Origin of the sequence: Massilia terrae, assembly GCF_024753145.1 — a bacterium.
Lineage (GTDB): Bacteria > Pseudomonadota > Gammaproteobacteria > Burkholderiales > Burkholderiaceae_D > Telluria > Telluria terrae.
Genome location: NZ_JANUGU010000003.1, coordinates 155,403 through 176,466 on the forward strand (window position 1 = coordinate 155,403; position 21,064 = coordinate 176,466).

The 21,064-nt window shown below is 64.3% G+C and carries 23 protein-coding genes and 1 tRNA gene; 8 read left to right on the forward strand and 16 right to left on the reverse strand.

What is annotated here, in order from left to right:
• Positions 1-10: 10 nt before the first annotated feature.
• From rplV to rplC, 6 genes are read right to left on the reverse strand one after another with little or no spacing between them, the layout of a single operon-like run.
• Entirely contained in the window at positions 11-343 is a 333-nt protein-coding gene (gene rplV, locus NX778_RS11635) for a 50S ribosomal protein L22 (protein ID WP_258812172.1), read from the reverse strand.
• Entirely contained in the window at positions 340-615 is a 276-nt protein-coding gene (rpsS, locus tag NX778_RS11640) for a 30S ribosomal protein S19 (protein ID WP_258811907.1), read from the reverse strand. The genes rplV and rpsS overlap by 4 nt, the downstream gene beginning before the upstream one ends.
• Before the next feature lie 10 nt (positions 616-625).
• On the reverse strand, positions 626-1,453 hold the full coding sequence (gene rplB, locus NX778_RS11645; RefSeq protein WP_258811908.1) for a 50S ribosomal protein L2: 828 nt from the start codon (positions 1,451-1,453) through the stop codon (positions 626-628).
• The gene (gene rplW, locus NX778_RS11650) at positions 1,453-1,770 is read right to left on the reverse strand and encodes a 50S ribosomal protein L23 (RefSeq protein ID WP_258811909.1); all 318 of its coding nucleotides are present in this window, start codon (positions 1,768-1,770) and stop codon (positions 1,453-1,455) included. Before rplW ends, rplB begins: the two co-directional genes overlap by 1 nt.
• Positions 1,767-2,387 (reverse strand): 50S ribosomal protein L4, encoded by a 621-nt coding sequence (gene rplD / locus NX778_RS11655; RefSeq protein WP_258811910.1) that lies wholly within the window; start codon positions 2,385-2,387, stop codon positions 1,767-1,769. Before rplD ends, rplW begins: the two co-directional genes overlap by 4 nt.
• Positions 2,388-2,390: 3 nt before the next feature.
• Positions 2,391-3,047, reverse strand: a complete 657-nt coding sequence (gene rplC / locus NX778_RS11660; RefSeq protein ID WP_258811911.1) for a 50S ribosomal protein L3 — start codon at positions 3,045-3,047, stop codon at positions 2,391-2,393.
• Between the two features lie 280 nt (positions 3,048-3,327).
• Here rplC and NX778_RS11665 point away from each other — a divergent pair, with 280 nt between their 5' ends.
• A complete protein-coding gene (locus NX778_RS11665) occupies positions 3,328-3,645 on the forward strand; it encodes a hypothetical protein (RefSeq protein ID WP_258811912.1) in 318 nt (105 codons plus the stop codon).
• A gap of 30 nt (positions 3,646-3,675) precedes the next feature.
• On the opposite strand, the gene NX778_RS11670 is transcribed toward NX778_RS11665, so the two are convergent.
• Both NX778_RS11670 and NX778_RS11675 read right to left on the reverse strand, forming a co-directional pair.
• A complete protein-coding gene (locus NX778_RS11670) occupies positions 3,676-3,873 on the reverse strand; it encodes a type II toxin-antitoxin system HicB family antitoxin (RefSeq protein WP_258811913.1) in 198 nt (65 codons plus the stop codon).
• A 112-nt stretch (positions 3,874-3,985) separates the two neighbouring features.
• Positions 3,986-4,062, reverse strand: a tRNA-Val gene (locus NX778_RS11675).
• Positions 4,063-4,206: 144 nt separating this feature from the next.
• On the opposite strand from NX778_RS11675, the gene NX778_RS11680 reads away from it, so the two are divergent.
• Positions 4,207-4,353, forward strand: a complete 147-nt coding sequence (locus NX778_RS11680) for a hypothetical protein (RefSeq protein ID WP_258811914.1) — start codon at positions 4,207-4,209, stop codon at positions 4,351-4,353.
• 279 nt (positions 4,354-4,632) lie between these two features.
• Here the strand turns inward: NX778_RS11680 and NX778_RS11685 are convergent, their stop codons facing one another.
• Together NX778_RS11685 and NX778_RS11690 are read right to left on the reverse strand one after the other, a co-directional pair.
• The gene (locus tag NX778_RS11685) at positions 4,633-5,259 is read right to left on the reverse strand and encodes a hypothetical protein (protein WP_258811915.1); all 627 of its coding nucleotides are present in this window, start codon (positions 5,257-5,259) and stop codon (positions 4,633-4,635) included.
• Between the two features lies 1 nt (position 5,260).
• The gene (locus NX778_RS11690; protein WP_258811916.1) at positions 5,261-5,845 is read right to left on the reverse strand and encodes a papain-like cysteine protease family protein; all 585 of its coding nucleotides are present in this window, start codon (positions 5,843-5,845) and stop codon (positions 5,261-5,263) included.
• 215 nt (positions 5,846-6,060) lie between these two features.
• Here NX778_RS11690 and NX778_RS11695 point away from each other — a divergent pair, with 215 nt between their 5' ends.
• A complete protein-coding gene (locus tag NX778_RS11695) occupies positions 6,061-7,227 on the forward strand; it encodes a tetratricopeptide repeat protein (RefSeq protein WP_258811917.1) in 1,167 nt (388 codons plus the stop codon).
• A gap of 119 nt (positions 7,228-7,346) precedes the next feature.
• Here NX778_RS11695 and rpsJ read toward each other — a convergent pair whose 3' ends face one another.
• The 5 genes from rpsJ to rpsL all read right to left on the reverse strand — a co-directional run bounded on the left by rpsJ (position 7,347) and on the right by rpsL (position 12,287).
• On the reverse strand, positions 7,347-7,664 hold the full coding sequence (rpsJ, locus tag NX778_RS11700) for a 30S ribosomal protein S10 (RefSeq protein ID WP_258811918.1): 318 nt from the start codon (positions 7,662-7,664) through the stop codon (positions 7,347-7,349).
• A 178-nt stretch (positions 7,665-7,842) separates the two neighbouring features.
• Positions 7,843-9,033: an elongation factor Tu gene (tuf, locus tag NX778_RS11705; protein ID WP_258811919.1), complete on the reverse strand. Its 1,191-nt coding sequence runs from the start codon at positions 9,031-9,033 to the stop codon at positions 7,843-7,845.
• A 63-nt stretch (positions 9,034-9,096) separates the two neighbouring features.
• Positions 9,097-11,202, reverse strand: coding sequence for an elongation factor G (gene fusA / locus NX778_RS11710; RefSeq protein ID WP_258811920.1), 2,106 nt, complete (start codon positions 11,200-11,202; stop codon positions 9,097-9,099).
• Between the two features lie 113 nt (positions 11,203-11,315).
• Positions 11,316-11,786, reverse strand: a complete 471-nt coding sequence (gene rpsG, locus NX778_RS11715; RefSeq protein WP_258811921.1) for a 30S ribosomal protein S7 — start codon at positions 11,784-11,786, stop codon at positions 11,316-11,318.
• 117 nt (positions 11,787-11,903) lie between these two features.
• Positions 11,904-12,287 (reverse strand): 30S ribosomal protein S12, encoded by a 384-nt coding sequence (gene rpsL / locus NX778_RS11720; protein ID WP_258811922.1) that lies wholly within the window; start codon positions 12,285-12,287, stop codon positions 11,904-11,906.
• Between the two features lie 355 nt (positions 12,288-12,642).
• Between rpsL and NX778_RS11725 the strand changes: the two genes are divergently transcribed.
• Complete coding sequence (locus tag NX778_RS11725; protein ID WP_258811923.1) at positions 12,643-14,490, forward strand: phosphoethanolamine transferase; 1,848 nt, start codon at positions 12,643-12,645, stop codon at positions 14,488-14,490.
• A 98-nt stretch (positions 14,491-14,588) separates the two neighbouring features.
• On the opposite strand, the gene NX778_RS11730 is transcribed toward NX778_RS11725, so the two are convergent.
• Positions 14,589-16,163, reverse strand: a complete 1,575-nt coding sequence (locus NX778_RS11730) for a MutS-related protein (RefSeq protein WP_258811924.1) — start codon at positions 16,161-16,163, stop codon at positions 14,589-14,591.
• Between the two features lie 311 nt (positions 16,164-16,474).
• On the opposite strand from NX778_RS11730, the gene NX778_RS11735 reads away from it, so the two are divergent.
• From NX778_RS11735 to NX778_RS11750, 4 genes are read left to right on the forward strand one after another with little or no spacing between them, the layout of a single operon-like run.
• On the forward strand, positions 16,475-17,743 hold the full coding sequence (locus tag NX778_RS11735) for an efflux RND transporter periplasmic adaptor subunit (RefSeq protein WP_258811925.1): 1,269 nt from the start codon (positions 16,475-16,477) through the stop codon (positions 17,741-17,743).
• Between the two features lie 35 nt (positions 17,744-17,778).
• Positions 17,779-18,471: an ABC transporter ATP-binding protein gene (locus tag NX778_RS11740; protein WP_258811926.1), complete on the forward strand. Its 693-nt coding sequence runs from the start codon at positions 17,779-17,781 to the stop codon at positions 18,469-18,471.
• A gap of 9 nt (positions 18,472-18,480) precedes the next feature.
• Positions 18,481-19,800, forward strand: a complete 1,320-nt coding sequence (locus NX778_RS11745) for an ABC transporter permease (protein WP_258811927.1) — start codon at positions 18,481-18,483, stop codon at positions 19,798-19,800.
• Positions 19,801-19,810: 10 nt separating this feature from the next.
• Positions 19,811-21,043 (forward strand): ABC transporter permease, encoded by a 1,233-nt coding sequence (locus NX778_RS11750; RefSeq protein ID WP_258811928.1) that lies wholly within the window; start codon positions 19,811-19,813, stop codon positions 21,041-21,043.
• Positions 21,044-21,064 lie beyond the last annotated feature (21 nt).

The following is a 21,064-nucleotide window of genomic DNA, read 5'->3' on the forward strand; positions in this document are numbered from 1 at the left end:
GTGTGACTCCTTAGTTACCGACAGTCACGAAGATGTGACAGGATTGTTTCGAAATGCGATCACCGCGGCCTTTGGCACGTGCCGTAAAGCGCTTCAGGATCGGGCCCTTTTCGACGTAGATCTGGGTGACTTTCAGCTCGTCGATGTCGGCGCCGTCGTTGTGCTCGGCGTTCGCGATCGCGGACTCCAGCACTTTCTTGACGATGGCGGCGCCTTTCTTCGGGCTGAACGCGAGGATGTTCAGCGCGGCGTCGACTTTCTTGCCACGGATCAGGTCTGCAACCAGGCGGCCCTTCTGTTCCGACAGGCGCACGCCTTTGAGGATAGCTTTAGTTTCCATTATTTCTTCGCCTTCTTGTCAGCGGCGTGGCCCTTGAACGTGCGGGTCAGCGCGAACTCGCCGAGCTTGTGACCGACCATGTTCTCGGAGACGTACACGGGCACGTGCACCTTGCCGTTGTGGACAGCGATCGTCAGGCCAATGAAGTCCGGCATGACGGTCGAACGACGCGACCAGGTCTTGATGGGCTTCTTGTCCTTGGTGGCCTGTGCTGCTTCGACCTTCTTCATCAGGTGGGCGTCGCAGAACGGCCCTTTTTTCAGTGAACGAGTCATCTAGTTCCCCTTATTTCTTGCCACGGCGCGAGACGATCATCGAAGAAGTGCGCTTGTTCGAACGCGTCTTCTTACCCTTCGTCTGTTGACCCCAAGGCGACACCGGATGACGACCGGCAGCCGTACGACCCTCACCACCACCGTGCGGGTGGTCGATCGGGTTCATCACCACACCGCGAACGGTCGGGCGGACACCGCGCCAGCGCATCGCACCAGCCTTACCAATCTTGCGCAGGTTGTGCTCGCCGTTGCCGACTTCGCCAACCGTGGCGCGGCACTCGATGTGCACGCGGCGCACTTCACCCGAACGCAGGCGGACCTGGGCGTAGGTGCCTTCACGTGCCATCAGCACGACGCCGGCGCCGGCGGTACGCGCCATCTGCGCGCCCTTGCCAGGCAGCATCTCGACGCAGTGCATCGTGGTGCCGACCGGGATGTTGCGGATCGGCAGGCAGTTGCCCGACTTGATCGGCGCTTCCGCGCCGTTCATCACGCTGTCACCGACGGCCATGCCCTTGGTGGCGATGATGTACTTGCGCTCGCCGTCGGCGTAGCACAGCAGGGCGATGTGCGCGCTGCGGTTCGGGTCGTACTCGATGCGCTCGACCTTGGCGGCGATGCCGTCCTTGTTGCGCTTGAAGTCGACCACGCGGTAGTGGTGCTTGTGGCCACCGCCGATATGGCGGGTGGTGATGTGGCCGTTGTTGTTACGGCCAGCAGTTTTCGATTTCTTCTCGACCAGGGCGGCGAACGGACGACCCTTGTACAGGTCGGCGTTGACCACCTTGACCATGCCGCGGCGGCCTGGCGAGGTCGGCTTCATCTTAACGAGTGCCATTATTTAGCCTCCTCGACGAAATTGATTTCCTGGCCCGGCTTCAGGCAGACGAAGGCGCGCTTGGTGTGGTTGCGGCGACCGATGAAACGGCCTGCGCGCTTGACCTTGCCTTCGCGGTTGACGGTCTGCACCGATTCCACTTCGACCTTGAACAGCAGTTCGACGGCCGCCTTGATTTCCGGCTTGGTTGCGTCCGGCAGGACCTTGAACACGATTTGCTCGTTCTTTTCCGCGACGAAGGTCGCTTTTTCGGAAATGACCGGAGCCACCAGCACCTTCATCAGGCGCTCTTCGCTAAATTTGATTGCGGCGCTCATGCGTACATCTCCTCGATCTTGGCCAGTGCAGCTTTGGTGACCAGGACTTTCTTGTAGAACACCAGCGACATCGGATCAGCCGCCTTCGGCTCGACCACCAGCACGTTCGGCAGGTTGCGCGAGGCCAGCAGCAGGTTCTCGTCGAGGGCGTCGGTGATCACCAGGACCGAGTCCAGACCCATGCCCTGCAGCTTTTGCGACAGCAGCTTGGTCTTCGGTGCTTCGACCGAGATGTTTTCCACCACGCTCAGGCGGCCTTCGCGGGCCAGCTGCGAGAAGATCGAGCAGATACCTGCGCGATACATCTTCTTGTTGACCTTGTGCGAGAAGTTTTCTTCCGGCGAGTTCGGGAAGATGCGGCCGCCGCCACGCCACAGCGGCGACGACGACATACCGGCACGTGCACGGCCGGTGCCCTTCTGGCGCCACGGCTTCTTGGTGGTGTGCGAGACTTCTTCGCGATCCTTCTGCTTGCGGTTGCCGCTACGTGCGTTGGCAGCGTAGGCGACCACCACCTGGTGGATCAGCGCTTCGTTGTAATCACGGCCGAACACGGTATCGGCGGCAGCAACAGCTGCGCCGGCCTGGCCTTGCTCATTCAGGAGCTTCAGTTCCATTCTTTACGCTCCCTTCTTGGCTTTGACCTTGACGGCCGGCGACACGACCACTTGGCCGTTCTTGGCGCCAGGCACGGCACCCTTGACCAGCAGCAGCTGGCGGTCGGCGTCGATGCGGGCGATTTCCAGGTTCTGGGTGGTCACGGTGACGTCACCCATGTGGCCGGTCATGCGCTTACCCGGGAACACGCGGCCCGGATCCTGCGCCATACCGATCGAGCCCGGCACATTGTGCGAGCGCGAGTTACCGTGGGTGGCACGGCCGGACGAGAAGTTGTAACGCTTGATGGTACCGGCGTAGCCTTTACCGATCGAGGTGCCTTGCACGTCGATTTTCTGGCCGACTTCGAACATCGAGACGTTGATGGCGTCGCCGGTTTTGAATTCGGCGGCTTTGGCTGCATCGATGCGGAATTCCTTCAGCATCGTGCCGGCTTCGACGCCAGCTTTGGCGAAGTGACCGGCAGCGGCCTTGTTCACGCGCGAGGCGCGACGCTGACCGAATGCGACCTGAACAGCGGCATAGCCGTCAGTTTCAGGAGTTTTGATTTGCGCAACACGGTTGTTCGACACGTCCAGCACGGTGACCGGGATCGAATCCCCGTCATCCGTGAAGATGCGCATCATGCCAACCTTGCGACCGAGAAGGCCAAGGCTCATTTTTTCTCCATTCCCACCTACGATTGGGCGGGGCTAGTTCAACTACTAAAAACGTATGGGTTCAAAAAAGACGAATCCATACCGAAGCCGGCTAGTATAGCCCGCTCAGGGGCTTGACGCAACAAGTAATTTGGGGGTATGTCGGGTTCCCGCACGGCGGCGGCGGGAATGCCCCCACCGGGGTGGGGAGTGTTGCTCCACGGGTCACGGTGATGACTGGAAGATATTGTTTCGATGTTAGATTGCGCAGGCGCCCAACCTGAATCGAACGGACTTCACCATGAGAGCTTCCCTCTTCCCGCTGCTCGCCGCCTGCGCCTGCGTGCCGGCGCTGGCCCAGGACCAGCAGCAGGCCGCCGCCAGCTACAAGCAGATGTGCGTGCAGGCGGCCGCCATGCCCAAGCCCTACGGCGAATACGACCTCAAGGGCAATGCCCGGCTGGACGAGTACTGCGGCTGCTTCGGCGCCGCCTTCGCGGCCCAGGCGATCAACGCCGACCCCAAGGCCAAGCCGCCGACGCCGGACCAGGCTGCCCAGCGCGAACTGGCGATGCGCAACCGCTGCCGCCAGAAGATGGGGCTGCCGGCGGCGAAATAGGCCGGTCGGTCACGGGGATGCGGACCAAGGCTAATCACGCAGGTCAACATCACGCGCGATCTCGCCGCTGCTTAATTCTTCAACCACGGCGAGATACTCTTTGATCGCGCTTCTGATGTTCTCCAAAGCCTCTATCCCTGTCGCGCCTTGAGAAACGCAACCGGGCAAGCCGGGGACGGATACGTCGAACCCTTCTTCAGAACGATGCAACAGGACGCGGTATCGCATGGCAGCCTCCGTGCGGAAGTCGAAGCCCATTGTAGACCCGAAAGAGGCGCGGTGCGTGAGCCGCCGCAGCAGGCAAAACAAAAGCCGGCACGAGGCCGGCTTTGAGGAATTCTGGTGGGCGGTGCAGGATTCGAACCTGCGACCCCTTGGATGTCGACCAAGTATTCTAACCAGCTGAACTAACCGCCCGGGGACCGGCATTATATATAGGGATCCCTAGAATTTGCAACTGCCGGCCGAGAAATTGTTAGCGCTAAGTAGTAATGTCCCCTCTCCGCTAAATAGAAATGTCCCCTAGGATGCTTTCCAAGGGGGGACGGGAGAGTGCTCGAGATGACGACGAAGGATGTGCTGCGCGCCCAAGTGATGGCGCAGGTGCTGGAAGGGAAGCTGGGGCAAGCCTACCAGGCGCAGCGGCGCCGGGACGCGCAAGCGGGCGAGCCGCCCGCCTCGCTCCGCTACTGCGGCAGCCCGTTGTAGCCCTCGGCGGCGGCCTGCAGTTTCAGGAAGGCCGCAGTGGCCGACAGGCGCTCGCCGCCTGGCCTGCGGGGTCAGGTCGTCCAATGAATCAAAATTTCGTCCGAACAATCGCTTAGCTTGAAACAAGCGTTCCTGTACCGCACTTTTGATTCTTTGGACGACCTGACCCCGTTTTGCCAAGCGTTCCTGACCCCACTTTTGATTCTTTGGACGACCTGACCCCGTTTTGCGCTGACCCCGTTTTGCGCTGACCTGTTTGCGCCTGTTGAAACTCCTGCGCTACTGCGGCAGGCCGTTGTAGCCCTCGGCGGCGGCCTGCAGTTTCAGGAAGGCCGCGGTGGCCGGCAGGCGCTCGCCGGCCTGGAAGCCGGTGCGCGGGTCGTCCATCACCGGCGTCAGGAACAGCTGCCCTTCGATGCGCTCGGCGACAAGCCAGGACTTGAGCGCCGGCACGTGGACGAGGAAGTCGTCCGGGCCGTGGCGATAACGCGCGACCAGCTGGGCCACTGCTGCATTGCCCAGTTCGTTCGCGCGCCAGCCGTCATGCGCGTGGCCCACAAAGATCGAGGTCGCGACCCGCGTTCCGACACTGACCGGATACAGCTTGCGGCGGGCGTCGACCAGCAGCTTGTCCGGGCTGGCCTTGTCCGTGAACTTGCGAAGCGCGTCGAGGCGGACACTGAAAATCTGCAGCGGCTCGCCGAGCGTGGCCTGGCGCACCTCCTCCACCGAGGTGAAGCCGAGGGCCGCATAGTTGTTGGCGTTGACGACCACCTTCAGCGTCGCCAGCCCTTCTTGCGCGGCCGCGGCGGGCTTGCTGTTCGCCGGCGGCTGGGTGCGCGCGGTCTGGCAGCCACTCAAGAGGTAGGCCATCGCGGCGATCAAGACGAATGCAAACTTGCGCATGTTATTCACCTTTGAACGTGATGTTGTAGTAGTCGTTCCAGTGCGTATGGTCGGTGTCGCTGACGTAACGGCTGTAGGTCATGATCGTTTCCGTGCCGCCCGTGATCGTCGCGAGATTGGTGAAGGGCTCGGGATCGTTGACATCCACGTACTGGACACCGCCGACAGTCACGTAGCCCTTCACCACCATCATGTGGCCGCCGCCACCCGGCCAATGCCAGCTGAAGGCGAACGGCTTCCTGGCGCAATAGATCTGCGAACGCACCTGTGCCCAAGTCAGCGCCGCGTTGGAGGTCTGGTCTGCGGTGAAGCCGTATTTCTCGTACTCGGGCCAGCCACCGTTATTGCAGCTGCCGGAGTTGTCGCGGCAACAGGTGCTCAAGCCAAAGCGGTTGTTGGCTTCGGTGCACTGGGCGACATCGTGGCCGAAGTAGCGCATCGTCATCTGGCCGCTCGCGGCCCAGCACCAGTTCGACGCCTGCTGCGGCAAGGTCCCGACGTCAACCGTCGCCACCAGCGGTGGATTGCAGCAGGCGGACAGGGCCACTGGCAAGAGCAGCCCGCAGAGCATGTGCAGTTTCTTCATTGCAGCGATCCTCCAACAAGGTCCATCGATTTGGCGCCCGAGGCGGTCCCGGGCTGCTGACTATCGTGCTGAAAGATAGATGCCGCGCTCGCCTGATGCCAGCCGCATAGCGCGCGCGCCTGATCCCGATCAGCTATCTGAGTGGAACTACGCGGCTCGACAACGAACATTTCCTGCGTGCTAAGATCAGCCGACCTTCATTGCGCGGATGACCCATGAGAAAAAGTCTGGTTCGAGCAGTTCTGTTCCTTGCCGCTCTTCACCTTGGTGCGGCCCATGCCGAAGTCCTCGGCAACGATGCCTGCAAGGCGCTGGTGGCCGAGGGCCAATCGCTCTACGGCCAAGGGAAATTCCGCGAGGCGTGGGATGCCTACAACCGCGCGCGCCAGGCCGACCCCAGCGCATCGATGCCGATCTCGTCGATGGCCCATATGCTGCAGGTCGCGGCGGGCCAGGCGCCGGCCGACAAGGCGGCGGCGATGCTGAAGCAGGCCGAATCGATGGCGCGCGATGCGTTGCGTATCGACGCCCAGGACCCGCTGGCGCAGGAGATCTTGCGGATGCTGGTCGATACGCAGCCGGTGCCGCTGCACAAGCCAACGCCGGAGGCAATCGCGGCGCTGGAAGAAGGCGAAGCGCTGTTCATGCAGAAGCGCTACCCGGAAGCGCTGGCGAAATATGAACTGGCGGCCCAGCGCGATCCGCTGTACTCGGCGGCCTGGGTCAACGCCGGCGATTGCTATTTCTCGCAGAAGCAATGGCACGAGGCCGAAGCGCGCTTTCGCAAAGCCACCGAGATCGAGCCGTTGAATGGACAGGCCTGGCGCTTCCTGGCCGATTCGCTGATCCTGCAAGGCAACCGCCGCGGCGCCGAGGCGGCGCTGTACGGCGGCATCGCGGCGCAGCCGAGCCAAGGACCGAACTGGGACAAGCTGGAATTGATGATGCGGCAGGATGGCCTGGCGCTGAAGCGGCTGGCACTGGTGCGCAAGGCGCGCTACATCCCCGCCGGAAAGGATGGCAAGCCGACTGTCGAGGTGCAGCAAGACCTGCAGCAGACGCCGGACCTCGCGTTCTGGATGATGCAGGCGGCGGCGGTCGGCAATGCGACCGCGGCGGGCAAGGCCTCGCCTTTCGAGATCGAGCTGCGGTCGTGGCAGGCGGCGCTGAACATGGTGGCGCAGATGAAGGAGAAAGGCGAGGCAGTGCCGGCCGATCCCGCGCTGGTCTCGCTGCAAAGGCTGGCGCAGGCGGGGCAGCTGGAGCCGGCGATCCTGCTGCTGATGTACCGCGAAGCCTATCGGCCCGAGCTCGAAGCGTGGAAGAAGGCGCATCCGGACGGGATCCGGGCCTTCGTGGTCAGCAACGGGCTGCGGCCCTGATATTTCCCGTCGTTTCCGGCACTGCCGGAAACGACGGACAGGCATAATGAAAAAGCCGGAGCACCCATCGGCGGCTCCGGCTTTTTGCTTGAACGCGGAACGAGTTCCGCGGCCAGGAATTACTGCAGCTTGATTTCGACGTCGACGCCAGCCGGCAGGTCCAGCTTCATCAGTGCGTCAACGGTCTTGTCGGTCGGATCCACGATGTCCATCAGACGCTGGTGCGTACGGATTTCGAACTGGTCGCGCGAGGTCTTGTTGACGTGCGGCGAACGCAGGACGTCGTAACGCTCGATGCGGGTCGGCAGCGGGACCGGGCCCTTGACCACTGCGCCGGTGCGCTTCGCGGTGTCGACGATTTCCAGTGCGGACTGGTCGATCAGCTTGTAGTCGAAGGCTTTCAGGCGAATGCGGATTTTTTGATTCGGAGCGGACATGCTATTTCCTTAAAAAAGAGCGAACCGGCACCTGGCCGGCAATGAGTGTCTGGTACTTCGGTACAGCAAAGAAGCGGGAGTATAGCACTGTTCCCGCTCAAAACGCGGGGCAGGACCGCAGTCCCGCCCCGTTTTGTTGCTAAGGCAGGACGTTCGCCCTGCCCGTCGATCACGCTAATTAGGCGATGATCTTGGCAACCACGCCGGCGCCGACGGTACGGCCGCCTTCGCGGATTGCGAAGCGCAGGCCTTCTTCCATCGCGATCGGGGCGATCAGCTTGACGGTGATCGACACGTTGTCGCCCGGCATGACCATTTCTTTGTCGGCCGGCAGCACGATCGAACCGGTCACGTCAGTGGTACGGAAGTAGAACTGCGGACGGTAGTTGTTGAAGAACGGGGTGTGACGGCCGCCTTCTTCCTTCGACAGGACGTACACTTCGCCGGTGAACTCGGTGTGCGGCTTGATCGAGCCCGGCTTGGCCAGGACCTGGCCGCGCTGGACGTCTTCACGCTTGGTGCCGCGCAGCAGCAGACCGACGTTGTCGCCAGCCTGGCCCTGGTCCAGCAGCTTGCGGAACATTTCGACGCCGGTGACGGTGGTCTTGACGGTGTCGACGATGCCGACGATTTCGATCTCTTCGCCGACCTTGATGATGCCGCGCTCGACACGACCGGTCACCACGGTACCGCGGCCCGAGATCGAGAACACGTCTTCCACCGGCATCAGGAAGGCGCCGTCAACGGCACGCTCCGGGGTCGGGATATAGGTGTCCAGCGCGTCGGCCAGGCGCATGATCGCGTCTTCGCCCATTTCGCCAGCCTGGCCTTCCAGCGCCATACGTGCCGAACCCTTGATGATCGGCAGGTCGTCGCCCGGGAACTCGTACTTCGACAGGAGTTCGCGCACTTCCATTTCGACCAGTTCCAGCAGTTCCGCGTCGTCGACCAGGTCGCACTTGTTCAGGAACACGATGATGTACGGGACACCCACCTGGCGAGCCAGCAGGATGTGCTCGCGGGTCTGCGGCATCGGGCCGTCGGCAGCGGAGCACACCAGGATCGCGCCGTCCATCTGGGCGGCACCGGTGATCATGTTCTTGATGTAGTCGGCGTGGCCCGGGCAGTCAACGTGAGCGTAGTGACGGTTGGCGGTCTCGTACTCGACGTGCGCGGTGTTGATGGTGATGCCGCGTGCCTTTTCTTCCGGCGCTGCGTCGATCTGGTCGTAGGCTTTGGCTTCGCCGCCGAATTTCTTCGACAGGACGGTGGCGATTGCAGCGGTCAGGGTGGTCTTGCCGTGGTCGACGTGGCCGATGGTACCGACGTTGACGTGCGGCTTGGTCCGCTCGAATTTCTCTTTTGCCATTTTGAATCTTCCTTTGAGAGTGTTTTCAAGGGAGGCAGGGATCGCCTGCCTCCCGATCAATAATTACTTGGCTTTCGCGGTGACGATCGCGTCGATCACGTGCTTCGGAGCCTCGGAGTAGTGCTTGAACTCCATGGTGTAGGTTGCGCGACCCTGGGTTGCCGAACGCAGCGAGGTCGAGTAACCGAACATTTCCGACAGCGGGACTTCGGCCTTGATGATCTTGCCGCCGCCGCCCGGGATCTCGTCCATGCCCTGCACCATGCCGCGGCGGGACGACAGGTCGCCCATCACGGTACCGGCGTAGTCTTCCGGCGTCTCCACTTCCACGGCCATCATCGGCTCGAGGATGACCGGGCTGGCTTTACGGCAGCCTTCCTTGAACGCCATCGAACCTGCCATGCGGAACGCGTTCTCGTTCGAGTCCACGTCGTGGTAGGAACCGAAGGTCAGCGTGACTTTCACGTCGACCACCGGGTAGCCTGCCAGCACGCCGGTCGACAGGGTCTCGCGCACACCCTTCTCGACTGCCGGGATGTACTCGCGCGGAACCACGCCGCCCTTGATGGCGTCGACGAACTCGAAGCCCTTGCCCGGCTCCTGCGGCTCGATCGACAGCACGGCGTGGCCGTACTGGCCGCGACCACCGGACTGCTTGACGAACTTGCCTTCGACGTCGGTGACGGCCTTGCGGATGGTCTCGCGGTACGCCACCTGCGGCTTGCCGACGGTCGCTTCCACGCCGAATTCACGCTTCATGCGGTCGACGATGATCTCCAGGTGCAGCTCGCCCATACCACCGATGATGGTCTGGCCCGACTCTTCGTCGGTGCGCACGCGGAACGACGGGTCTTCCTGTGCCAGGCGGTTCAGCGCCAGGCCCATTTTTTCCTGGTCGGCCTTGGTCTTCGGCTCGACGGCCTGCTGGATCACCGGCTCCGGGAACACCATCTTTTCCAGGATGATCGGGGCGGCCGGGTCGCACAGGGTTTCACCGGTGGTCGCTTCCTTCAGGCCGACGGCTGCGGCGATGTCGCCCGCGCGCACTTCCTTGATCTCTTCGCGCTGGTTGGCGTGCATCTGCAGGATACGGCCGACGCGTTCCTTCTTGCCCTTGATCGGGTTGTACACGGTGTCGCCCGAGTTGATGACGCCCGAATACACGCGGAAGAAGATCAGCTGGCCGACGAACGGGTCGGTCATGATCTTGAATGCCAGCGCGGCGAACTTCTCGTCGTCCGATGCCTTGCGGGTGACCGGCTGGTCGTCCTCGTCATGGCCACCGACCGGCGGGATGTCGACCGGCGACGGCAGGTACTCGATGACCGCGTCCAGCATGGCCTGCACGCCCTTGTTCTTGAAGGCGGTGCCGCACATCATCGGCACGATTTCGCCGTTGATGGTGCGCGCGCGCAGCGCTTTCTTGATCTCTTCTTCGGACAGGTCGCCTTCTTCGAGATACTTGTTCATCAGGTCTTCGGTCGCCTCGGCGGCGGTCTCGACCAGCTTCTCGCGCCATTCCTTGGCTTGCTCGAGCAGCTCGGCCGGCACGTCGCGGTAGTCGAACTTCATGCCCTGCGACGCGTCGTCCCAGTAGATCGCCTTCATCTTGACGAGGTCGACCACGCCCTGGAAGTTGTCTTCGGCGCCGATCGGGATCTGCAGCGGGATCGGGTTGGCCTTCAGGCGCGCGCGCATCTGCTCGTACACCTTGAAGAAGTTCGCGCCGGTACGGTCCATCTTGTTGACGAACGCGAGACGGGGCACCTTGTACTTGTTAGCCTGGCGCCACACGGTTTCCGACTGCGGCTGCACGCCGCCGACTGCACAGTACACCATGCAGGCGCCGTCCAGCACGCGCATCGAACGCTCCACCTCGATGGTGAAGTCGACGTGGCCCGGGGTGTCGATGATGTTGAAGCGGTGCGGCTGGAAGTTGTTGGCCATGCCCTTCCAGAAGCAGGTCGTCGCTGCCGAGGTAATGGTGATGCCGCGCTCTTGCTCCTGCTCCATCCAGTCCATGGTGGCGGCGCCGTCGTGCACTTCACCGATCTTGTGGTTCACACCGGTGTAGAACAGGATGCGCTCGGTGGTGGTCGTCTTACCGGCGTCAATGTGAGCGGAAATACCGATATTACGGTAGCGCTCGATGGGGGTAGTGCGTGCCATAAATTTTCCTAAATCTTTGAATGGACAAAACCGAGCAGCATTTTGAGAGCCAAAATGTGCCCGGCTTAATCAACGGATACTGCTGGACCGCTCCTGGGGGAACGGTCGAATGCTTAGAAGCGGAAGTGCGAGAACGCCTTGTTCGCTTCAGCCATGCGGTGGACTTCGTCACGGCGCTTCATGGCGCCGCCACGGCCTTCCGCGGCTTCCATCAGCTCGCCACCGAGGCGCTGCGGCATGGATTTTTCGCTGCGCTTGTTTGCGGCTTCGCGCAACCAACGCATGGACAGCGCCATACGACGGACCGGACGAACTTCCACTGGCACCTGGTAGTTGGCGCCGCCGACGCGGCGGGATTTCACCTCGACCATCGGCTTGGCGTTGTTGATCGCGGCCGTGAACACTTCCAGCGGGTCCTTGCCCGACTTGCTCTGGATGTGATCGAACGCACCATAGATGATGTTCTCTGCGACCGACTTCTTGCCGGACAGCATCAGAACGTTGACGAACTTAGCGACATCAGTGCTGCCGAACTTCGGATCCGGCAGAATCTCGCGCTTGGGGACTTCACGACGACGTGGCATTTCAATTCCTTCCTGTCTTCAGTTGAGTGCTGGTTGCGCACTCGCGAACGGCCATCATGGCCCTTCACTTACTCGGCCTCGCGGCCGGCTCAACTCAATTAAGCCAAAATTGGCAGATTACTTCTTGGCAGCCTTAGCGCGCTTGGCACCGTACTTCGAACGGGCCTGCTTACGGTCTTTCACGCCCTGGGTATCCAGCGCGCCGCGGACCATGTGGTAACGCACACCCGGGAGGTCTTTGACACGACCGCCGCGGATCAGCACGACCGAGTGTTCCTGCAGGTTGTGGCCTTCGCCGCCGATGTACGAAATGACTTCGAAACCGTTGGTCAGGCGCACCTTGGCGACCTTACGCAGTGCCGAGTTCGGCTTCTTCGGGGTCGTCGTGTAGACACGGGTGCACACGCCGCGCTTCTGCGGGCAGTTCTCCAGTGCCGGCGACTTGCTCTTCACAACCGCGGCAACGCGCGGCTTGCGAATCAGTTGATTGATGGTTGGCATCGTTCTTTATCCAACAAAATTACTGCTACATGAATGACCCGGGCCGGTAACCCGGGGACTGAAACCTAGTCCCGTTTCGATTAAGTACCGTAGAGGCGACGAAAGCCGCCCTCCGAAGAAGCGGCTGCGAATGCGTATACGATGTGCAGAATAAATTCGAGAACTCGCGAGTATAGACCCGATACGACAAGCGGTCAACCGCTTTGCCTTCCTGCCGGGGCAGGACGGGAGGTGGCGCGCCGGTTTTGGGCCAGGATGTGGCAAAGTCGACACAAACCTGGGCGGCGTGACGGGGATGGCTTTTCCCTTGGCAATGCGGATAATAGCGGACTTTCGCCCGCCCTGCCCTTCACCGATGCGCTCGCTGCTCCGTCCCGCCAACCTGTACGTGCTGCTGACCTACCTGGCCCTGTCGCTGGTGCCCTTCGCGCCCTGGCTGTACGGGCACGTGGTCGAGCATCCGGGCCAGGTGGTCGCCATCGAATTCCTGTGCTGGGTGACGGCCTGGGCCCTGTTCGGGCGGCCGGCCCGTTTCCACTGGCTGCTGCTGCCGGCCTTCCTGTCGCTGCCGATGGAGCTGTACCTGTTCGCGTTTTATGGAAAAGGCATCTCCTCGCACCAGCTGGGGGTGGTGCTGGAGACCAGTCCGGCCGAAGCGATCGAGTTCCTCGGCAGCAAGATCTGGCTGGTGGCGGCGATCTTCATCGGCGTGCTGGCATGGTGGGCCAGCAGCTGGCGCGCGGCCTGGAACAGCCGCGACCTCGACTGGACCGACGTATCGCGCCGGGTGGTGCTGGCGGCGCTGGGCCTGGCGGTGGCGCTGGTGATCTATGGCGCCACGGTCGGCGTGGCGCCGCCCAAGGTGGCGGCCGCGCCGGCGCCTGTTTCTTCCGGCTACCACATCAAGGTGGAGGCCAGCCCGTCAACGCAGCCGGCGCCGCCACCCTCGGGGCCGGTCCAGTTCGGTTCGTACCCGCTGCCGCTGCTGCCGCACTGGGCCAAGGCGCCGTTCGACAAGGACAGCTTCGCCCAGTCCTGGCCGTTCGGGCTGGGATCGCGCTACTACGATTTCTACCGCGACCGGATGTACCTGGCCGAACTGAACCGGCTGTCGGCCAATTTCCGTTTCCAGGCCCACCCGGCCACGCCCGGCGACAGCCCGCAGCTGGTGGTGCTGGTGATCGGCGAATCGTCGCGCTACGACCGCTGGAGCCTGAACGGCTACGCCCGCGAGACCAACCCGCTGCTGTCGAAGGAAGCCAACCTGGTCACCCTGCCGGACGTGATCACCTCGGTCTCGGCCACTCGCCTGTCGGTCCCGGTGATCATCTCGCGCAAGCGCGCAACCCAGAGCCTGCGCGACGGCTTCGCCGAGAAGTCCTTCATCACGGCCTACAAGGAAGCCGGTTTCAAGACCTTCTGGCTGTCGAACCAGATCTCGTTCGGCAAGTTCGACACCCCGGTGTCGGTGTTCGCCAAGGAGGCCGACGTGGTCGAGTTCATGAACCTGGGCACCTACAACGACGAGTCGAGCTTCGACGAGATCCTGCTCGGTCCCCTGAAGAACGCGGTGAACGATCCGGCGCAGAGGAAGCTGGTGGTGATCCACTCGCTGGGCAGCCACTGGAACTACAGCCACCGCTACCCGGCCAGATTCGACAAGTGGCAACCCTCGCTGTTCGGGGTCGACAAGCCGGTGTACACCGACCTGAAGATCAAGCCGCAGCTGAACAACAGCTACGACAGCTCGATCCTGTACACCGACTGGTTCCTCGACCACGTGATCGGCACGCTCAAGGACAGCGACGTATCGGCCTCGATGGTCTACGTGGCCGACCATGGCCAGACCCTGTACGACGGCAGCTGCCGTATCGCCTTCCACGGCCATAACACCCAATATGAATTCCACGTGCCGGCCTTCGTCTGGTATTCGGACGCCTACCGCGAGCAGTTCCCCGGCAAGGTCGACCAACTGCTGCGCCACCGACGCGCGCACCTGGCGACCGAGAACATGTTCCACACCCTGCTCGACCTGGGCGACATCCGCTACCCGGACGACCGCCTGGATTGGAGCTTCGTGAACAGCCGCTTCAGGCAGCACACGCGCTATGTCGACAGCTATGGCTGGACCGACTACGACAACGCGGTGCTGAAGGGCGACTGCCATGAAGTCATTGCGAAGGGCAAGCCGCTGCGGCGCTGACCAACAAGAGAACGTCATTCCCGCGAAGGCGCGTTAGCGCCGCCGGTGCCGACTTCGGATGAGAAATGGGGTTCCCGCCTTCGCGGGAACGACGATCTCTATAAAGCCGGGATTGCGATCGGCTCCGATAAGCGCTGACCGAGCCATTGCGCAAAGCGCGCCGCCTTGTCGCTGATCTCCGGCGCGAAACCCTGCCCGGCCAGCAGCGCCACCCCGTTGGTCTCCACCAGCACGCCCGGCCGCAGCGTCAGCCCGCCGGCGTCGCGCGCGATGCGGTACGGGTCGAGCCAGCGCGCCAGCAGCGACGCCAGCACCACGTTGTGCGACGAGACCAGCACCAGTCCGCGTGCGGCCAGCGTGTCGAGCACCGCGGCGGCGGCCGACACCGATTCCACGTGATTGGTCCCGCGGAAGATCTCGTCGATCAGGAACACCGCCGCGCCGCCGCTGTCGGCCGCCTGCAGCAGCTCGCGTGCCCGCCGCAGCTCCGCGATGTACAGGCTTTCGCCGCCCAGCAGCGAATCCTCGTTCTGCATGCTGGCGTACAGCGGCAGGTCCGGCAACCGCGCCGCGTGCGCATAGGCGAAGCCGAAGGCGCGCGCGGTGGCCAGCGACAGGCCCAGCGTGCGCAGGAAGGTGCTCTTGCCCACGCCGTTCTGGCCCGAGATGAAGGCGCCCTTGCCGTCAAGCGCGATCGACAGCGGGGCCGCGCCGGCCAGCAGCGGATGCACGGCGCCATCCAGCGCCAGCGCGTCCGGCGCTGATGCCGCGGCCCAGCACCAGCGCGGCGCCGCCTGCAGGTGGCGGGCCAGCGCGACATCCGCCTCCAGCACCGCGCAGCGCTCGTAGCAAGCGGCCAGGAAGTCGCGCTCGGCGAACACCCGTCGCATGCTCTTGAAGTAGTGGTTGACGTTGGCCAGCGCGAACCAGTCACCGTATTCCTGCGCGCCGGGCAGCCATGCGGCGCCGCGCGACAGCGCTCGGTCAAGGCGCCCGGCCTGCTCGCGGCCAAGCGCGAATCCGCCATCGGCCAGCGCCTCGTCCTCGCCCAGCACCCAGCATGTCGCCAGCAGCATGCGCAGCGTGGCCACCGACTGCTTCCATTTCTGGACCCGTTCGTGGTAGCGCATCTGCAGCGCGATCAGCACGTACAGGACGAAGGCCACGCCCAGCCACGCGAACGGCGTCAGCGCCACCGCCGCGATCGAGGCGGCCAGCGCCAGTGGCAGCGGCCAGGTGCGGCCGGCCCACGCGGGAACCGGCGCGCAATCGCCCTCGTACAGCAGCGCGGCCACTTCGGTGTCGGCGTCGCGCAGCGGGCGCAGGCGGCGCTGCAGGTCCTCGAGGCGCGCGGGATCGGCCAGCAGTGCGCGCACCCGGCCGCACTGCGCGTCGCGCCCCGGCTGCGCCGCGCCCGCGCGCAGGCGACGGTACAGCTCCTGCTTGCCGAAGATGCTGGTCTCGCGCGTGAGCTCGTCCAGCCAGGGCTGCAGCAGCAGGTCGTTCCAGGTCTGCCCATCGAGCGCGGGCACGCCTTCGCGCGGCCGCACGCGGTGCAGCTGCGCGACGTCGCCCGGGACGAAGGGGTAGTCCAGCGGCGGCCGTGCGGGACCGGCGAATGCGGCCCGCAGGTGCAGGCCAAGGTGACGCAGCTTGCCGGCGATGGCGCTCATGCTGCCTTTCGGTAGTGGGACAGCCGCCGATGTATGGCCAGCCCGACAATATTCAAGTGCCCACCTGGGGTCAGGTCGTCCAAAGAATCATGATTGCAGCAGAGGAACTCGGCGTGAAGTAGTTGAATTGGAACTTTGACTCATTGGACGACCTGACCCCAGTAGAGGAGCGCCGCCGTCCGTCCGGACGCTGTCCGCGCGTGCCGGTGTCCGGACGCCGCGGACACATGCATGGACCTTAAAAATCAAGCACTTGGCGTTGGCACGCTTCCTGCATTGGATGTGCGCCATCGATACCTGGAACGAAAACCATGATTCGCGATACCTCCGCCCAAGACGCCGTGCTGATCCCGGCACGGTCGCACAACTACAAGAAACCCGCGCTGCTGATCGGCGGCGCGGTCGCCATCGTCGCGCTGGGCGCCATGCTGCTGTCGGCCTGGCGCAGCAGCGACGAATCGGTGAGCGCGGCGCGCATCCGCATCGCCGAAGTCGGCCGCGGCACGCTGGTGCGCGACGCCGCCGTCAACGGCCGCGTGGTGGCCGCCGTCAGCCCGACCCTGTTCTCCACCGCCAGCGCCACCGTCTCGCTGAAGGTGCAGGCCGGCGACACCGTCAAGAAGGGCCAGGTGCTGGCCGTGCTCACCTCGCCCGACCTGTCCGATGCGCTCAAGCGCGAGCAGACCGCGTTCGAACAGCTGCAGGCCGAAGTGGCGCGCCAGGAGATCCTGTCCAAGAAGCAGAAGCTGCTGGCCCAGCGCGAAGCAGACACCGCCGAGATCGAGCGCCTGTCGGCCCAGCGCACGCTGGAGCGTTACCAGGGCGTGGCCAACGACGGCATCATCGCCAAGATCGACTACCAGAAGGCCAAGGACGCGCTCAACTCGGCCGAGATCCGGGCGCACCACGCCGCCGCCGCTGCGGTGCTGGAAAAGGATGACGTCGCGCTCGCGCTCAAGACCAAGAAGAGCCAGCTCGAGAGCGAGCGCCTGTCGCTGGGCGAGGCCCAGCGCAAGGTCGACGAGCTGACCGTGCGCGCCCCCGTCGACGGTTTCATCGGCACCCTCAACGTGCAGGACCGCGCGGTGGTCCCGCCCAACGCGCCCTTGATGACGCTGGTCGACCTGTCGCGCCTCGAGGTCGAGATCGAGGTGCCGGAAAACTACGCGGCCGACCTGGGCATCGGCATGCCGGCCGAGATCACGATCGGGAACAGCACCGTCAAGGGCAAGCTGTCGGCGCTGTCGCCGGAAGTGGTGAAGAACATCGTGCTGGCGCGCCTGCGCTTCGACGGCAAGCAGCCGGACGGCCTGCGCCAGAGCCAGCGCGTGTCGGCGCGCCTGCTGATCGAGGAGAAGCCGAACGTGGTGATGGTGCAGCGCGGCCCCTTCCTCGAAAGCGAGGGCGGGCGCTTCGCCTACATCGTCAACAACGGCATCGCGGTGCGTACCCCGGTGCAGGTCGGCGCCACCTCGATCTCGTCGGTCGAGATCCTGTCCGGCGCCAAGCCGGGCGACCGCGTCGTCATCTCCGGCACCGACACCTTCAAGAACGCCCAGCGCGTGGCCATCAACAATTGACCGAAGTCCCAATGCACATTCCAAAGGAGTCCTCCATGCTGCGCATGAAAAACCTGTCCAAGGTGTACCGCACCCACATGATCGAGACCCACGCGCTGCGCGGCTTCGAGATCGACGTCAAGCAGGGCGAATTCGTGACCGTGACCGGCCCGTCCGGCTCGGGCAAGACCAGCTTCCTGAACATCGCCGGCCTGCTCGAAACCTTCGACGGCGGCGAGTATGTGCTCGACGGCGTCAACGTCAGGGGCCTGGACGACAACGCGCGCTCCAAGCTGCGCAACGAGAAGCTGGGCTTCATCTTCCAGGGCTTCAACCTGATCCCCGACCTGAACCTGTTCGACAACGTCGACGTGCCGCTGCGCTACCGCGGCTTCAACGCCACCGAGCGCAAGGAGCGCATCGAGGACGCGCTGACCAAGGTCGGCCTGGCCTCGCGCATGAAGCACTTCCCGGCCGAGCTGTCCGGCGGCCAGCAGCAGCGCGTCGCGATCGCGCGTGCGCTGGCAGGTTCGCCCAAGCTGCTGCTGGCCGACGAACCGACCGGCAACCTGGACACGCAGATGGCGCGCGGCGTGATGGATCTGCTGGAGGAGATCAACGCGCAGGGCACCACCATCCTGATGGTCACCCACGACCCCGAGCTGGCGGTGCGCACCCAGCGCAATGTGCACATCATCGACGGCCGCGTGTCGGACCTGGTGCGCGCCACCCCGACCCTGGTCGCGTAAGGAGCTGCCATGTTCGGCTACTACTTCAAACTCGGCGTGCGCAGCCTGCGCCGCAACCCGGCGCTGACCGCGCTGATGGTGATCACGCTGGCGGTCGGCGTGGCGGCGTCGATGTCGACGCTGACCATCCTGCACATGATGTCGGGCGACCCGATCCCGCAGAAGAGCCAGCGCCTGTTCGTGCCGGTGCTGGACTCCGGCCCCAAGGAAGGCTGGAGCCCGGGCCAGGATCCGGACGATATCCAGATGACCTACCGCGATGCGACCAACCTGTACGACGCCGGCAAGGTCGGCGAGCGCCGCGCCATCATCTACGGCGTGAGCATGGCGGTGGAGCCGGAGCGCAAGGACCTGGGCGCGTTCTCCGAGCAGGGCCTGGCCGCGACCCACGACATCTTCCAGATGTTCGAGGTGCCGTTCAAGTACGGCCAGCCGTGGACCGCGGCCGAGGACAAGGGCGCGGCCGACGTGGTGGTGCTGTCCACCGGCCTGGCCGAGCGCCTGTTCGGCAACGTCAACCCGGTCGGCAAGCGCGTGCGCATGAAGGGCGTGTCGTGGCAGGTGGTGGGCGTGGCCGACCACTGGAAGCCGCTGCCGCGCTACTACCACATCATCTCCGGCAACGGCGAGTACGGCGAGGAAGAAGGCTTCTATGTGCCGTTCGCGACCGCCATCCGCCACGAGACCCAGCACAGCGGCAGCATGAACTGCAACGAGCGCAACGCCATCCCGGGCTTCAACGGCATCCTGCAAAGTAACTGCACCTGGATCCAGTTCTGGATCGAGGCCGCATCCGCCGGCGACCGTGGCGACGTCTCCAGCTATCTCGACAACTACGTGCACGAGCAGAACCGCATGGGCCGCTTCCCGCGCAACCAGCCGGCCAAGCTGTACAACGTGATGGAATGGCTGGACCTGAACAAGGTGGTCGGCAACGACAACCGCCTCGCCGTGTGGCTGGCCTTCGGCTTCCTCGCGCTGTGCCTGGTGAACACCATCGGCCTGCTGCTGGCGAAATTCTCGGTGCGCGCGCCCGAAGTCGGCATCCGCCGCGCGCTGGGCGCCTCGCGCCGCGAGATCTTCACCCAGTTCCTGATCGAGACCGCCGTCGTCGGCCTGGTCGGCGGCGCCATCGGCCTGACACTGGCCTACGGCACGCTCGGCCTGCTGTCGATGGGCTCGGAGAGCATGAAGAACCTGGCGCACATGGACGCCTCGATGCTGGCGCTAACCCTGGTGCTGTCGATCGCCGCCGCGATCCTCGCCGGCCTGCTGCCGACCTGGCGCGCCTGCCAGGTCACGCCGGCGCTGCAACTCAAATCCCAATAAAGGAGCGATCATGGAACTGCGTCCCATTCTTTCCGCGCTCATGCGCAACAAGACCGGCCCGGTCCTGGTCGCCGTCCAGGTCGCGCTCAGCCTCGCGATCCTGGCCAATGCCCTGCACGTGGTGAACCTGCGCCAGCAAACCAGCGCGCGCCCGAGCGGCGTGGCCGACGAGCACTCGGTGTTCTATATGCGGGTGCGTAACCTCGATACCGCCGGCTTCGAGCAGGTCATCGCGACGCGCGAACACGAACTGGCCACATTGCGCGCGGTCCCGGGCGTGGTGTCGGTCGCCGAAGTGAACCAGATCCCGCTGTCCAACAGCGGCAACAGCAACGGCTGGTCGGTGGACCGCAACCAGCTGCGCCCAACCGGCAATGCCGCCACCTACGACACCACCGGGAACCTGATCAAGACCTGGGGCCTGAAGCTGGTCGAAGGCCGCGACTTCAGGCCGGACGACCTGGTCAACTTCGACCCGAACAAGGATGCCAGCACGACCGCGGACCAGGTCATCATCACCAGCGCCATCGCGCAGAAGGCCTTCCCGGGCCAGTCGGCGGTCGGCAAGTCGCTGTACAACGGCACCGGCGAAGATGCGCGCACCCTGCACATCATCGGCGTGGTCGAGCGCCTGCAGTCGCCGTGGGCACCGACCGACGAGAAAGCCGAATGGTCGGTCATCCGGCCGCTGCGCTTCGCCTTTGGCGGCGCCAGCTACAGCGTGCGCGCCGAGCCGGGCCAGCGCGACCGCGTGATGCGCGAGGCCGAAGAGGCGATCCGCAAATCGTCGCCGACGCCGAAGGTGATCACCACCGAATCGCTGGATGAGGCGCGCACCAAGCGCTACGCCAGCGACCGCGCGCTGTCGTGGACCCTGATCACGGTGTCCGGCCTGCTGCTCCTGGTCACCGCCAGCGGCATCGTCGGCATGGCCAGCCTGTGGGTGACCCAGCGCCGCAAGCAGATCGGCGTGCGGCGCGCGCTGGGCGCCCGGCGCATCGACATCCTGCGCTACTTCATCACCGAGAACCTGATGATCACGTCGACCGGCGTGGTGGCGGGCGTGCTGCTGGCGATCGGCCTGAACAACCTGATGGTGTCGAAGCTCGAAATGGTGCGCCTGCCGCTGGGCTACCTGGGCGCCGGCGCCGGCCTGTTCTGGGCGCTCGGCCTGCTGGCGGTGTACGGCCCGGCGTGGCGCGCGGCCTCGATTTCGCCGGCGCTGGCCACCCGCACCGCCTGAGCCCAGCAGTCCGATGGTATG